This window comes from Deinococcus rubellus (assembly GCF_025244745.1).
Taxonomy (GTDB): Bacteria; Deinococcota; Deinococci; order Deinococcales; family Deinococcaceae; genus Deinococcus; species Deinococcus rubellus.
This window is the reverse complement of sequence record NZ_CP104213.1, coordinates 1,251,713-1,264,513: the sequence shown is the minus strand read 5'-3', so window position 1 is coordinate 1,264,513 and position 12,801 is coordinate 1,251,713. Positions and strand designations below refer to the sequence as shown.

The 12,801-nt window shown below is 65.0% G+C and carries 16 protein-coding genes and 1 pseudogene; 8 read left to right on the top strand and 9 right to left on the bottom strand.

From position 1 onward, the window contains the following. Positions 1-5: 5 nt before the first annotated feature. Positions 6-197 (top strand): annotated as a pseudogene (locus N0D28_RS15655) (ATP-binding protein); the annotation flags it as partial. A gap of 191 nt (positions 198-388) precedes the next feature. On the opposite strand, the gene N0D28_RS06665 reads toward N0D28_RS15655, so the two are convergent. The 5 genes from N0D28_RS06665 to N0D28_RS06645 form a co-directional block, all read right to left on the bottom strand. Further along, a complete protein-coding gene (locus N0D28_RS06665; RefSeq protein WP_260561583.1) occupies positions 389-730 on the bottom strand; it encodes a hypothetical protein in 342 nt (113 codons plus the stop codon). Further along, positions 685-1,104, bottom strand: coding sequence for a chemotaxis protein CheB (locus tag N0D28_RS06660; protein ID WP_260561582.1), 420 nt, complete (start codon positions 1,102-1,104; stop codon positions 685-687). The genes N0D28_RS06665 and N0D28_RS06660 overlap by 46 nt, the downstream gene beginning before the upstream one ends. A 60-nt stretch (positions 1,105-1,164) precedes the next feature. Then, positions 1,165-2,024 (bottom strand): IS5 family transposase gene (locus N0D28_RS06655; protein WP_260559100.1). Its coding sequence is split into 2 segments (ribosomal slippage): positions 1,165-1,667 and positions 1,667-2,024, totalling 861 coding nucleotides; the frame shifts between segments, so codons are not numbered across the junction. Between the two features lie 204 nt (positions 2,025-2,228). Next, entirely contained in the window at positions 2,229-3,458 is a 1,230-nt protein-coding gene (locus N0D28_RS06650; RefSeq protein ID WP_260561581.1) for an MFS transporter, read from the bottom strand. A 61-nt stretch (positions 3,459-3,519) separates the two neighbouring features. Then, positions 3,520-4,410: an AraC family transcriptional regulator gene (locus tag N0D28_RS06645; RefSeq protein ID WP_260561580.1), complete on the bottom strand. Its 891-nt coding sequence runs from the start codon at positions 4,408-4,410 to the stop codon at positions 3,520-3,522. A gap of 161 nt (positions 4,411-4,571) precedes the next feature. Here N0D28_RS06645 and fumC point away from each other — a divergent pair, with 161 nt between their 5' ends. Next, positions 4,572-5,996, top strand: a complete 1,425-nt coding sequence (fumC, locus tag N0D28_RS06640) for a class II fumarate hydratase (RefSeq protein WP_260561579.1) — start codon at positions 4,572-4,574, stop codon at positions 5,994-5,996. 4 nt (positions 5,997-6,000) lie between these two features. Here the strand turns inward: fumC and trmD are convergent, their stop codons facing one another. The 4 genes from trmD to rpsP all read right to left on the bottom strand — a co-directional run bounded on the left by trmD (position 6,001) and on the right by rpsP (position 7,997). Next, positions 6,001-6,813 carry a tRNA (guanosine(37)-N1)-methyltransferase TrmD gene (trmD, locus tag N0D28_RS06635; protein WP_260561578.1) on the bottom strand — a complete coding sequence of 271 codons (813 nt, stop codon included), beginning with the start codon at positions 6,811-6,813 and terminating at the stop codon, positions 6,001-6,003. Beyond that, positions 6,797-7,396: a ribosome maturation factor RimM gene (rimM, locus tag N0D28_RS06630; protein ID WP_260561577.1), complete on the bottom strand. Its 600-nt coding sequence runs from the start codon at positions 7,394-7,396 to the stop codon at positions 6,797-6,799. The genes trmD and rimM overlap by 17 nt, the downstream gene beginning before the upstream one ends. Further along, the gene (locus N0D28_RS06625) at positions 7,393-7,629 is read right to left on the bottom strand and encodes a KH domain-containing protein (protein WP_161880342.1); all 237 of its coding nucleotides are present in this window, start codon (positions 7,627-7,629) and stop codon (positions 7,393-7,395) included. The genes rimM and N0D28_RS06625 overlap by 4 nt, the downstream gene beginning before the upstream one ends. A gap of 122 nt (positions 7,630-7,751) precedes the next feature. After that, positions 7,752-7,997, bottom strand: a complete 246-nt coding sequence (gene rpsP / locus N0D28_RS06620; protein ID WP_260561576.1) for a 30S ribosomal protein S16 — start codon at positions 7,995-7,997, stop codon at positions 7,752-7,754. Between the two features lie 212 nt (positions 7,998-8,209). On the opposite strand from rpsP, the gene N0D28_RS06615 reads away from it, so the two are divergent. From N0D28_RS06615 to tatC, 6 genes are all read left to right on the top strand, one after another. Then, positions 8,210-8,710, top strand: coding sequence for a DUF456 domain-containing protein (locus tag N0D28_RS06615; protein WP_260561575.1), 501 nt, complete (start codon positions 8,210-8,212; stop codon positions 8,708-8,710). A gap of 13 nt (positions 8,711-8,723) precedes the next feature. Continuing rightward, on the top strand, positions 8,724-8,960 hold the full coding sequence (locus tag N0D28_RS06610; RefSeq protein WP_260561574.1) for a glutaredoxin family protein: 237 nt from the start codon (positions 8,724-8,726) through the stop codon (positions 8,958-8,960). A 47-nt stretch (positions 8,961-9,007) separates the two neighbouring features. Beyond that, the gene (locus tag N0D28_RS06605; protein ID WP_260561573.1) at positions 9,008-9,952 is read left to right on the top strand and encodes a prolipoprotein diacylglyceryl transferase; all 945 of its coding nucleotides are present in this window, start codon (positions 9,008-9,010) and stop codon (positions 9,950-9,952) included. Between the two features lie 136 nt (positions 9,953-10,088). Continuing rightward, positions 10,089-11,588, top strand: coding sequence for a bifunctional UDP-N-acetylglucosamine diphosphorylase/glucosamine-1-phosphate N-acetyltransferase GlmU (gene glmU, locus N0D28_RS06600; protein WP_260561572.1), 1,500 nt, complete (start codon positions 10,089-10,091; stop codon positions 11,586-11,588). Positions 11,589-11,773: 185 nt separating this feature from the next. Further along, positions 11,774-11,938, top strand: a complete 165-nt coding sequence (gene tatA / locus N0D28_RS06595) for a twin-arginine translocase TatA/TatE family subunit (RefSeq protein WP_344983705.1) — start codon at positions 11,774-11,776, stop codon at positions 11,936-11,938. Positions 11,939-11,952: 14 nt separating this feature from the next. Continuing rightward, positions 11,953-12,726 (top strand): twin-arginine translocase subunit TatC, encoded by a 774-nt coding sequence (tatC, locus tag N0D28_RS06590; protein WP_260561570.1) that lies wholly within the window; start codon positions 11,953-11,955, stop codon positions 12,724-12,726. Positions 12,727-12,801 lie beyond the last annotated feature (75 nt).

Sequence of the window (12,801 nt, the reverse complement as noted above, 5' to 3'; positions counted from 1 at the left end):
GCCCGTTGCCCACCGTCACAGGCAACAGCCGCACCCTTCAGCTGGCGTTCTTTCATCTGCTCGACAACGCCCTGAAATTCAGCGCCATACGCCCCGAAATTCAGATCCGCATCAGCGCCCAGGAAAATGCCCACGAGTACATCATTCTGATCGAAGACAACGGCGTCGGCTTCAACATGCGCCAGAAGGGGCGGCTGTTCGCACTGTTTCAGCACCTGCACAGCCCCAGGCAGTTCGGGGGGCCGGGGCTGGGGCTGGGGCTAGGGTGGCCATCGTCAAGCGGATCGTGCTGCGTCACGGCGGGCGCATCTGGGGAGAGAGCAAGGAAGATGAGGGCGTGCGCTTCTGGGTGGCGCTGCCCAAAGGTCCGGCGCTGCACCGCTGAGACTCACTCGGGCGCTTCCTCGACCTCGCCGGGCGTCTGGCTGAGTTGCTGGCGGTACTCGGCCAACGTGGCGATCTGCTGACTTTTCATGCGCCGGTCGATGCGACGCACAAGGGTACTGGGCTTGTAGCCGCTGAAATCGTGGCCAGTGCGTGAGCGCACCAGCAGCAGGATGCGCGGCAACCCGCTGTGGCCCTCGGGCGGCAGGCTCCCCAATTCGCCGACCTCGATCAGGCAACTTTTGAGATTCAGGTCATGGTGAACCAGGTTGTAGAGCCGGGTCGCCAGTGCCTCAGCGCTCAGCACAGCGTCAGCCACGCCCGTCGCAGCGGCGCTCTGGGGCATTGCCGGGAACTCCGCCTCTGCCATGGCCGCGTTCTGCACCAGCACCCGCCCGCCACCTTAGATGGCCCGCGCACCCCCCGCGCCGTCGCGGCCCAGGACAGCACCACGCCCACCGCTCTCTCGCCCTGATCCGCCGCCAGACTGCGGAAAAAAGTATCGATGGTGTGGCCCTGTGCGTCTTCCAGTGGACGCAAGTACAGCGCCCCGCCTTCCAGAATCACGCTGAAGCCGGGCGGGGTCACGTAGACCTGATCGGCCTCGGCGGGCAAGCCGTCGTGGATGGCCTGCACATTCAGCACCGTGCAGCGCTGCAAAATTTCCGGCATCAGGCTCTCGACATGCGGACTGAGGTGCGAGACCACCACGAAGACCATCCCGGCTGCCCAGCGGCAGGCCGACGAAGAATCGCTCCTAGGGTCTGTCTGGCTGAGTTTTCAGAGCCAGAGGACAATGCACGCAACGTGTACAACGGCTAAAAACTGATGTCCACGTTTTTCGTAGCGGGTGGCGAGTGCTCTAAAATCCTTGAGCCGATTGATGTTGCATTCCACCACCTGGCGGCCCTTGTCGGCTTCAGCGTCGAATTTCGGGGGCCGACCTCCACGACTGCCCTTCTTCAACCGCGCTTTCTTGGCATCCTTGCGTTCAGGACAAACACAGACGATCTTGCGGCTCCGCAGTTGCTGACGGTACTTCCGTGCACCGTACGCACGATCTACGCGCACCATCGGCGGACGCTTCCGAGGGCGGCCCGGACCGGGCCGCCGGATGCAGACCTCGTCAAGGAGGGGAAGCAGGTAGGTCGGGTCGCTGGCCTGACCCTCCGACACCAGCACGGCCAACGGGCGGCGTTTTCCCTCGGTCAGCACGTGGATCTTGCTGTTTCGTCCTCCACGGCTGATGCCGAGCCACTCATCGTTGAGTGCCCCCTTTTTTCCAGCTTAGCTGGCTGTTTTCGTGCGCCCACCGCAGCGCGGTGGGCTTTACAACTGGTGCTATCCAGGGACGCGCCGTCCCAATCAATCTTTCCCTGAGCATCTTCCTTGACCTGGAGGGCCACGAGGACGCGTTTCCAGGTGCCATCGCGTGACCAGCGGGTGAAGCGATCCCAACACGTTTCCCAGGGGCCATACCGTTCTGGGATGTCCCGCCACGGTGCTCCCGTCTTCAGCCGCCAGAGAATACCATTGATGACCGGCAGATGCGGCTTGTAGGCATGTCCGTGCCGGGGGTTACCTGGCCATTCAGGCTCCAGTTTTGCCCATTGTTCCGGCGTGAGATCTGTTCTGCCCATGACAGACGACTCTATCAAACTTAGCCAGACAGACCCTAGGCGTCCACCGCACCCACCGAGCCGCCGATCACCACCACCGGGAGAGGTCTGGGCGCGTGAATCATGGTCTGATGATCGCCCGCCGGTTCGCGTCAGGGGTATGAATTGGCTATGCGGGCGTTCCGAAGATTCGCGGGCTTTAGCGGCAGTGTGGACTGCTCCCTTTCAAGCTGGCTCAGAGGCCGGTACAGCAGCGACCAGCGGCTTTTGCCCCAGTAGCAGACCCAGCGCCGCCACGCCCAAGCCTGCCGCCGCGCCGTAGGTCGCGCCGGGACCGAGGCGTGAGTAGAGCTGCCCGCCGCCGAGCGGCCCAGCGATCTGCGCCAGCGAGCCGAACGCTTCCGCCCCGCCCTGGACCTGACCCTGTGCTTCTGCGGGAGTGGCAATCGAGATCAGGGCGTTTTGCGAGGCGGTAAAGATTCCCTCACCGATGGCAAAGACCAGGGTGCTGGCGTACATCAAGACAGCGTAGGGGAAGCCAGTCAGCAGCGCCAGACCCACCAGGCCGATCACGCCCATGCCAAGGCCCAGAATCGCCACACCGCGTTCCTTGAGAACTCTGAGCAGGTACGGCAGCAGCACCCCCTGCCCCACGATGTCACTCGCGCCCACCAGAATAAACAGTGTGCTGACCTCGGACGCTCCCCAGCCGAGCGTGTCGCGGCCCAGCAGCGCCACCGTCACCTGCATGACCGACATCGGCAGGGCGAACAGCACGCTGACCGTCACCAGTCGCCGCACCGCCGGGTACGAGAGTGCGCCGGAAAGCTGCTTGAGTGGGTTGAGGTGCGCGGCGTCAAAACGCTTGCCGCGCCGCGACACAGGCAGACTTTCCGGCAGCACGAACAGACCCCACAAGACATTGAGGAGTGAGACGCCCGCTGCCAGAAACATCGGGGCGCTGAGGCTCAGATGCGAGGCCAGGCCGCCGATCGCCGGACCGATGATGAAGCCCGCGCCCACTGCCGCGCCGATCTGCCCGAAAACCTTGCCGCGCTGATCTTCGGGGGTGGTGTCGGCCACGTAGCCGAACAGTGCGCCCATGCCGCCCGCGCACAGCCCGTCGATGATGCGGCCCACAAACAACACCCACAGACTGCCGCCGATGCCGAAGATAACGTAGCCGGTGGCTGACCCCACCAGACTCAGAATCAGCACCGGACGCCGCCCGTACGCGTCGCTCAGTGCGCCCAGCACAGGAGCCGAGAAAAACGAGAAGAAGGCGTAGGCCGCGCCGATCAGACCGATGATAGCGGCCTGCTGCGACACCTGCGGCACATATCTGGCGACGATATACGGCAGCACCGGAAACACCAGACTGATGCCCACCGAGAACAGGAAGGCGGTGATCAGCAAAAACAGGAGCGGCGCTTTTTTGGAGGGAGATGCGTTCATGCCCGCAGGCTAGCGGCGCGGCTCAGACGGAATCTTGAAGAAACGCGACACGAACTTCAGTTCAGTGGACCGCGTTCAGGCGGCCAGACGTCAGGTCACCCGCCCAGCCCGCACGGGATATGCTCAGCTCCGCGAGCTGATTCGGCGTCAGCAGGTGGGTGGGCAGGCGGGCGACGTCGAGTTGCACGAATTGCCCGAATGCGCGCGGCGTCATCGAGGAGAGCATCTTGAATTCCCTGGTCAGGTGCGCCTGATCGGCAAATCCGAGTTCGTAGGCAAGCTGGGCGAGCGAGGTGTTCGGAGAGCGCCACAAGCGGTTGTGGACTTCCTCAAAGCGGATGAGGCGCGCGAGCGTCTTGGCATTCACCCCGACTTCAGCCGCGAACAGCCGTTCGAGTTGCCGGGCGCTGAGACCCAGTTCCCCGGCCAGCGTTCCCAGCCTCACTTGCCCCAGGGTGTTGTAGAGCGTCTCGGCGGCCCTGATCCCCGCACCCGATTCGCGGCCCCGCTCCGAGAGCAGCTCCAGCAGCCAGGCTTCCAGCAGTTGCCGTGCCTCGGCCCAAGCGCTGAGCCGCAGCAGAGCGCTGAGGGCGCGGGCCAGCAGCGGGTGCTTCAGGCTCAGGTCCTGCGTTGAGACGCTGAAATCCCAGCCGAACAGTTGCCGCGCTCCCCAGGGGTACAGCTCCACCCCCAGCGCCCTGGTCGAGCCGACTGACACCGCCCGCAGGGGCGTCAGCGTCAGGCCCTCCAGCGAGGCGCTCGGCATCAGCTCCAGATCGCTGCCCATCAGCGAGCCGCGCCAGGTCGACCCGGCGTAGAAGGTGAGGCGCACCAGTCCCTCCGGCATGAACCGGTGTTCCTGCTGACCGATGTCGGGGTACCCGTCTACTTGCCAGTAGTCGCGCACCAGATGGCTCAGGCGGACGTCGGGCTGGAACTCACGGTAAGACACACTCCCACTCTGGCAGAAGGAAGGGGCAGGCGCATCCGCCGTTCGGTGGGGGTGAGGATGTCGGATTTGTTCAAGACTTCCGGCCTGCAGCGTGCAGTTTGTGACCCCTGGGAAGGGGTCAGGGGACTGTTCAGGCCCGGCACTGCCCGTAAACTAGAACCATGACCCCTTCAACCCGAGCAGAATCAGCCAAACCTCAGACCCGCAAAGAATCCGACACCATGGGCACGCTGGATGTGGACAGCACCCGCTACTGGGGCGCACAGACCGAGCGCAGCATCCATAATTTCCCGATTGGCCGCGACACCTTCGTCATGGGCCGCCCGATTGTCCGGGCGCTGGGCATTCTGAAGAAGGGCGCGGCTCAGGCCAACGCCGACCTGGGCGAGTTGCCCCGTGACGTGGCCGATCTGATCGTGAAGGCCGCCGACGAGGTCATCTCCGGTCAGCTCGACGATCATTTCCCGCTGGTGGTGTTCCAGACCGGCAGCGGCACCCAGAGCAACATGAACGCCAACGAGGTCATCAGCAACCGGGCCATCGAACTCGCGGGCGGCGAGATGGGCAGCAAGAAACCCGTGCACCCCAACGACCACGTCAACCGGGGCCAGAGCAGCAATGACACCTTCCCCACCGCCATGCACATCGCCGTGGTACTGGAACTCAACGAGCGGCTTTACGGCAGCGTCGGCAAGCTGCGGGACACCCTGCACACCAAGTCGGAAGAATTCGCCGGAGTCGTCAAGGTGGGGCGTACCCACCTGCAAGACGCCACACCCATTACCCTGGGCCAGGAAATCGGCGGCTGGGTGGCGCAACTGGACTTCGCCCTCTCGGAAGTGCGCCACGCCGAAACCGGGCTGTACGATCTGGCGATTGGCGGCACGGCGGTAGGAACGGGGCTGAACGCCCACCCGAAATTCGGCGATCTGGCAGCCCAGAAGTACGCTGAGGAAACCGGATTTCCGTTCAATTCAGCCCAGAACAAATTCGCCGCCCTCTCGGCCCATGACGCGCTGGTGCAGGTTTCGGCAGCGATCCGCACCCTGTCGGGCGCACTGATGAAGATGGCGAACGATGTGCGCTGGCTGGCGAGTGGCCCGCGCAACGGCATCGGCGAAATCACCATTCCCGAGAACGAGCCGGGCAGCAGCATCATGCCGGGCAAGGTCAACCCGACACAGTCCGAGGCCATGACGATGGTCACCACCCGCGTCTTCGGCAACGACGCCACCGTCGCCTTTGCCGGGACGCAGGGCAATTTCCAGCTCAACGTCTTCAAGCCCGTGATGGTTCACGCCGTGCTGGAGAGCATTCGGCTGATCAGTGACGCCTCACTGGCCTTCAACGACAACTGCGCTGCGGGCATCGAACCCAACCGCGAGAAGATTCAGCACAACCTCGACATCAATCTGATGCAGGTCACCGCCCTCAACAAGCACATCGGCTACGACAAGGCCGCTGCCATTGCCAAGAAGGCGCACAAGGAAGGCAGCAGCCTCAAGGACGCGGCGCTCAGCCTGGGCTACGTGACCGAGGCGGAGTTCGGCGAGTGGGTCGTGCCGCTGGAGATGACGCGGAACTGAAGCCCTACCCTCCCCTCTTGCGGCGCGGCTTCACCTTCGGCGGCGGCGGCGCGCCCCAGGCGCTGAGTTGCTCGTCACTGACGCCCAGGGTCAGGAGTGCGGCGCTGTCCTGCGGCGTGAGACTTGCCAGCGCCAGCAGATCGGGACGGCGTGAGAGCGTGCGCCCCAGTGCCTGGTCGCGCCGCCAGCGCTCGATGGCCGCGTGGTTGCCGCCCAGCAGCACGTCCGGCACCGCCTGGCCCTGCCACTCGGCGGGCCGGGTGTACTCCGGGTAGTCGAGCAGGCCGCTGGAAAAGCTGTCCTGCCGGTGGCTCTCCTCGTCGCCGATGACGCCGGGCACCAGGCGGCCCACCGCTTCCAGCACGCAGGCGGCAGCGGCCTCCCCGCCCATCATCACAAAGTCGCCCAGGCTGAGTTCGCGGGTGATGAGCGACTCGCTGCGCGCGTCGAAGCCCTCGTAGCGGCCACACAGCAGGGCAATGTGGCGCTTGCCGGAGAGTTCCTCGGCGGTGCGCTGGTCGAAGCGCGGCCCAGCGGGCGAAAGCAGGATCACCTCGTCGGGTGGGTCCTGCGCCTGCAAATCCGCCAGCGCCCGCTCCACCACGTCCACCCGGATGACCATGCCCGCGCCGCCGCCGTAGGGTGGGTCGTCCACCTTGTGGTGCTTGTTGCCCGCGTAGTCGCGCAGATCGATCAGGCGGTAGTCGAGCAGTCCCTTGCCCTGCGCCTTGCCCAGCAGCGCTTCCTGGGTAAAGGGCCGCAGCAGTTCCGGAAAGAGGGTCAGGAGGCTGAAGGTGAGCCTAGCCGCGCGCCTCACCGCCGTCTTCTTCTGCCGGGTGGCCTTCCTCTGCGTTTTCTTCCGGGTCTTCCTCGACCGGGTCGTCGGTCAGCAGACCCTCCGGCGCGTCGCCGGTCAGCACGATGGCCGCGCCGCGCTCGACCAGCACGTAGGGAGCCTGAAGCGGAATCAAACCTCCGCTGGTGTCTGAGCGCACCACCAGCAGGTCCTGATGCCCGGCGTCGGTCACGTCGACGACCTCGCCCAGCAGGGTTCCGGCCGCGTCCCTGACCGGCAGGCCGCGCAGCTCGTGGTAGTAGTACTCGCCTTCCGGCAATCCCGGCAGCTCACTGTCGTGGGCGTAGACTTCCCGCCCACGCAGGCTCTCGGCAGCATTGCGGTCATTCACGCCGACCAGCGTCAGGGCCGGGCCAGCGCCGTGAAGCTCGAACTTCGCCACCCGCGTCCAGCCCAGGCCCTGCACATAAAAGCGCTTGAGTTTGGCGAGCTGCTGCGCCGAGCCGATCACCCGCAGCTTGATGGCCCCGGCCACCCCGTGCGGCCCCAGCAACGTCCCGATCAGGGTGGTCTGATCGGGGGCCGCCCTGTCAGCGGCGCTCACCGCTCGCGGCGCGGCGCATCGAGGTCCACACCCAGCTTGCCCTGCGGATCGGCGGCGCGCACCAGCGTGCGAATGGCGCTGATGACCCGGCCCTGACGCCCGATGACCCGGCCCTCCTCGCCGCCCGCGACCCGCAGCATGATGGTGGGGCCGCGCAGGGTGGCCCGCACAGCGGCAGGCTGATCGACGACGCTCTGCGCCAGAAACAGCGCCATGTTCACGGGATCACTCATATGTCCATTCTAGCGCAGCGGGTCTTGCGGTGAAATGACGGCGGCACGCTGGCTGGCAAGGTAATGCAGGCAACAAAAAACCGCCCCCAACGGAGACGGCTTTCGTCAACAGTACTGAACTGTTAGAACTTCACGCCCTGCGACTTGAGCAGGCGGCGGGCCGTATCGGTGGCCTGGGCACCATTGGCCAGCCAGTGCTGGGTGCGCTCCACGTTCACCTTGAGGTAGTTCTCGGTGGTCTTGCGCGGGTCGTAGTGACCCAGGTTCTCGATGTAGCCGCCGTCGCGGGGGCGGCGGGCATCGGTGACCACGATGCGGTAGTGGGGGTTGTGGGTCGAACCGAAGCGGGAAAGGCGAATCTTGACCATGTTAGTTTGTTCCTTCGGAAGGTTGAGGGTAATGCTTCCGCTTTCCTCGGCGGGCCACGCTCGTGGCGTCGTTTACGCCCGTCAGCAGCCAGCCGGAGCGCACCGCAGGAGTGTATCAGAAGCGGGGGCAACGCGGCAAGGGGCAGCGGCAGTCCACTCCAGTCTGGCAACTCCAACCGGGCCGGGCGCGTACCCTGAAGCGTGATGGACCTGTGACCTGGCCTTTCGTGGTGTTTTTGCTGGCGTGGCTGATCGGGATGGTCGGCACCTTCGTGCCGGTGATTCCTGCCACCCTGATCATTTTCGCCGGGGCGCTGGCCGCCACCTTCCTCGGCGGCTTTCACCCCTGGCCCGATCTGCCGTTTCTGATGACCTTCGGCGTCATCACGCTGCTGATTTCACTGATCGACAACCTGGCCTCGGCCTGGGGCGCGCGGCGCTACGGCGGCAGCAGACAGGCCGCCTGGGGGGCCTTGATCGGCAGTCTGGCGGGCCTGTTCATTCCCTTCGGCCTGATCGTGGGGCCGCTGACGGGCGCACTGCTGGCCGAGTTGCTGGTCGTCAGGAAATCGCCGCTGGCCGCGCTCAAGTCGGCCTACGGTACGGTGCTGGGCGTGCTGGGTGGGGTGGCGGCCAAGTTCGTGCTGCACCTCTTGATCGGCCTGTGGGAACTGTGGCGGCTGTGGGACCCGGCCCGGAGCCTGTGGTTATGAAGAGACTGGAGTCATGAGCGGCCTGGACGCAAAATTAGTCCTCTACTCCCGCACCGGCTGCCATCTCTGCGAGGATGCCGAGGCCAATCTGGAAACGCTGGGTCAGCCGTTCGAGCACATCGATATCAGCGGCGACGCCGAGCTGGAGCGCCTTTACGGCTGGGACGTGCCTGTGCTGACGCGCGGCGGCGTGGTGATCGCCAAGGGGGTGCTGGGCCGGGAACGGCTGCGGCGGGCGCTGGAATTGTGAGAAAATAGGCTGTTCCTCACGCCGGGGGTTTAGAATGGCTCCGACTTATGCATCCAGTCTTCTTACAGATCGGCAACTTCTCGATTGCCTGGTACGGCGTCCTGATGACGCTGGGCATTTTCATCGGGGCCGTCATCGGCACCCGGATGGTGCGGCGGCGCGGCCTCAACGAGCAGCTCTTCTCAGACATGATCCTGTGGCCACTGGTCATCGGCTTCATCGGCGCGCGGCTGACCTTCGTGGCGACGTCCTGGGAACTGTTCAGCGGCAAGTCGGGCCTCGCGCTGCTCTACGACGTCATCAATATCCGTCAGGGCGGCATCAGCATTCACGGCGGCCTGATCGCGGGCGTGGGGATGCTCTATTACATGGCCCGGCGGCACCGCGTCAACTTCTACCAGTACGCCGACATGTTCGTGCCAGGTATCGGCTTCGCCATCGTGGGCGGGCGGCTGGGCAACATCATGAACGGCTCGGACACGGTGGGGCGCGTCACCGACTGGGCGGTGGGCTACCGCTGGCCCGACTGGGCGCGCGGCTTTCACGACGCCATGTGCAACCCCGCCACCGAAGAAAACCTGGTGCAGTACTGCAAGACCATCAACGGCCAGCTGGTCATGACCGCCCCGGTGCATTTCACCCAGCTCTACGGCATCATCATCGGCATCATGCTGATCGTCGCCTCGGCTTTCTGGATGCGCTCGCGCCACCCCGGTTGGGCCTTCTGGCAGTTCTGGCTGTGGTACAGCATCCTGCGGGCCGGTTGGGAAGAGACCTTCCGGCTCAATCCGCTCTCGCCCAACATCTACCTCAACGAGGGCCTGAGCAATCCCGGCATCGGCCTGTTGACGCTGACCCAGGTGCTGAGCATTCCGCTGATCGTGGTGTCCATCTACATGCTCTGGCGGGTGGCCCGGCAGCCGGAAATTCCGTTCGGGAAGCCTGCCCCAGCAGCCGGTCAGCCCGTCAAGTCGGAGACCGGCCAGAGCTGAGCCGAAACTGGGCACCAACCCCGAACACCACCACTCAACACAGCCGCGCCGCCAGGATCAATTCCAGCGGCGCGGCTCTCTCTTGCGCCACACCCGGCGCGCGCCCGGCACCCGGCAGGTAGACTGCCCGTATCCCATGACACAAACCCACATTTTTCATGATCTGCCCATTCCTGATCCGCCCACCACGGCGCGCCCGCTCGACGTGGTCATTCTGGCCGCCGGAGCCGGGACCCGCATGCGCTCTCAGTTGCCCAAGATGCTGCACGAGGTGTGTGGCCGTCCGATGGTCGCCTGGGCCGTCAAGACCGCCCATGACCTCGGTGCCCGCGACATCGTGGTGGTCACCGGCCACGGTGCGGCGCAGGTGGAAGCCGCCCTCGCCCGCAGCGGGGTGCGCTTTGCCCGCCAGGATCAGCAGCTCGGCACTGGACACGCTTTCCTGCTGGGGGCCGCCGAGCTGCGCGGCGACGCCGACGTGCTGGTGCTCTACGGTGACAGCCCGATGCTCAGCGCCGAGACCCTGAACGCCATGCGCCGCCTGCACACCCGCGAGGCCAACGCCCTGACGGTGCTGACCAGCGAACTGCCCGACGCCAGCGGCTACGGGCGGATCGTGCGCGGCGAGGGCGGCCAGGTCGAGCGCATCGTGGAGCAGAAGGCGGCCAGCCCGGCGCAGCTGCGCCTCACCGAGTTCAACTCGGGGGTGTACCTGATGGACGCCCGTGCCCCCGACCTCGCCGCCCACATCGGCAACGACAACGCCGCCGGCGAATACTACCTGACCGATCTGCTGGCCCTCTACCGTGGGCAGGGCAGCCGGGTGGCCGCCTTCAAGATTCCCGATCCCAGCGAGGTCATGGGGGCCAACGACCGGGTGCAACTGGCCGAACTCGCCCGGCTGATGCAGCGGCGCATCAACGAGCGCCACATGCGCGCCGGGGTGACGTTGCGAGACCCGGCCACCAGCTACATCGAGGACACCGTGACCATCGCTCCCGACGTGGTGATCGAACCCGGCGCGGTGCTGCGTGGTCACACCGAGATCGCGTCCGGCACGGTCATCGGCGCGTACAGCCACCTGACCGACAGCCGCCTGGCCGCCAACGTTCAGGTCAAACCCCACAGCGTCCTGGACGGAGCGGTGGTCGGCGAGAACAGCGACGTGGGGCCGTTCGCGCGCCTGCGGCCCGGCACAGTGCTGGAGGAAGGCGTGCACGTGGGTAACTTCGTGGAAGTCAAGAACAGCCACCTCGCCAGCGGCGTCAAAGCCGGACACCTGGCTTACCTGGGCGACGCCAGCATCGGGGCCGAGAGCAATATCGGGGCCGGAACCATCACCGCCAACTTCGACGGCCTGGGCAAGCACCGCACCGAGATCGGGGCCGGGGTCTTCGTGGGCAGCAACGCCACACTGATCGCGCCGCTGAAACTGGGTGACGCGGCTTTCGTGGCTGGTGGCAGCACGGTGAGTGCAGACGTACCGGAGGGCGCAATGGCCCTGGGACGTGGGGTGCAGCGCAACATCGAGGGCTGGAGCCTGCGCTACTGGCGCAAGCTGGCGGCGGCCAAGTCGGAGGGCCAACTGGCCCGCAAGCTGCCCTGGCTCTCCGGCTGGCTCACGCGCCAGGAATAAAGTGCCAGGGTAGAGCGCCGGAGCTGAGCGCGTCTTCAAAGCTTCTTTATGTTGGGAGATTAGATTGTTCCCCTTACATCTAGTTGGAGCCGGGGCGCGTATAACCAGTTGAAGCCTTTCCCCTGCTGTACTTGCCTTCTCTCGCTGCCGCGCTCACGGGCGCTCAAAGGAGTTTTATGGGTCCGATGGAACTGATTTTAATTGTGCTGGTCGTCGTCTTGCTGTTCGGAGCCAAGAAGATTCCTGAGATCGCCAAGGGCCTCGGCCAGGGCATCAAGGAATTCAAGTCCACCAGCAAGGACACTCCTGATACCACCGTCGTCACGCCGCGCCGCGACAGCGACGTCTAAACCGGGCGCGGGCCATGACCAAACTCAACGCCGACGCCAGCGCCCCGATCTTTGACCACCTGGAAGAACTGCGCCGCCGCATCATCTACAGCCTGCTCTTTCTGGTCGTGGGCGCGGGCATTGCCTGGACAAAAGTGCCGCAGATCATCTTGCTGCTCAAAGAGCCGCTGACCTACACCAACCTGTACAAAGCGGACAAGCTGCAACTGGTCGCCACTGGCCTTACCGAGCAACTGATCTTCAGCTTCACCATCGCCCTGTGGGCGGGGCTGGCGCTGGCGCTGCCGTTCATCCTGCATCAGATCTGGCTGTTCATCGCGCCTGGGCTGTATCCCAACGAGCGCAAATACGGCGGTCCCTTCATCGTCGGCGCGGGACTGAGCTTTGTCGCGGGCATCGCTTTTTGCTATTACATGATCCTGCCGCCGATGGTCAAGTTTCTGGTGGACTTCCTGGGCGGCACCGTCGGCGCGATCTTCTCGATCGGTCAGTACATGGGCCAGATCATCACGCTGCTGATCTCGTTCGGCCTGTGCTTCGAGATTCCGATTCTGGCCGTGATCCTGACCCGCATCGGCATCGTCAACCACGTGATGCTCAGAAAGATGTGGAAGTACGCCTTCATGGTCTGCCTGATCCTGGCAGCCATCATCACCCCCACTCCCGACCCGATCAACATGAGTATCGCCGCCGCGCCCTTATACGTTCTTTACGAACTCGGTGTGCTGCTCTCGCGGGTGTTCCGGGTTCGTCCCGAACAGACGCTGGAATCCGGCAACCCCACCTGATCCGGCTCCCCTGTCTCTGAACCTCCATTCAAAAAACCTGTCAATTGACTAGTGCGCCCCGCTTCCTGGCCGGGC

Coding starts and splice junctions, on each gene's coding strand:
- N0D28_RS06665 (WP_260561583.1), bottom strand. CDS start 730: ATGCCCCAGAGCGCCGCTGCGACGGGCGTGGCTGACGCTGTGCTGAGC.
- N0D28_RS06660 (WP_260561582.1), bottom strand. CDS start 1,104: ATGGTCTTCGTGGTGGTCTCGCACCTCAGTCCGCATGTCGAGAGCCTG.
- N0D28_RS06650 (WP_260561581.1), bottom strand. CDS start 3,458: ATGAACGCATCTCCCTCCAAAAAAGCGCCGCTCCTGTTTTTGCTGATC.
- fumC (WP_260561579.1), top strand. CDS start 4,572: ATGACCCCTTCAACCCGAGCAGAATCAGCCAAACCTCAGACCCGCAAA.
- N0D28_RS06625 (WP_161880342.1), bottom strand. CDS start 7,629: ATGAGTGATCCCGTGAACATGGCGCTGTTTCTGGCGCAGAGCGTCGTC.
- rpsP (WP_260561576.1), bottom strand. CDS start 7,997: ATGGTCAAGATTCGCCTTTCCCGCTTCGGTTCGACCCACAACCCCCAC.
- N0D28_RS06610 (WP_260561574.1), top strand. CDS start 8,724: ATGAGCGGCCTGGACGCAAAATTAGTCCTCTACTCCCGCACCGGCTGC.
- N0D28_RS06605 (WP_260561573.1), top strand. CDS start 9,008: ATGCATCCAGTCTTCTTACAGATCGGCAACTTCTCGATTGCCTGGTAC.
- glmU (WP_260561572.1), top strand. CDS start 10,089: ATGACACAAACCCACATTTTTCATGATCTGCCCATTCCTGATCCGCCC.
- tatA (WP_344983705.1), top strand. CDS start 11,774: ATGGAACTGATTTTAATTGTGCTGGTCGTCGTCTTGCTGTTCGGAGCC.
- tatC (WP_260561570.1), top strand. CDS start 11,953: ATGACCAAACTCAACGCCGACGCCAGCGCCCCGATCTTTGACCACCTG.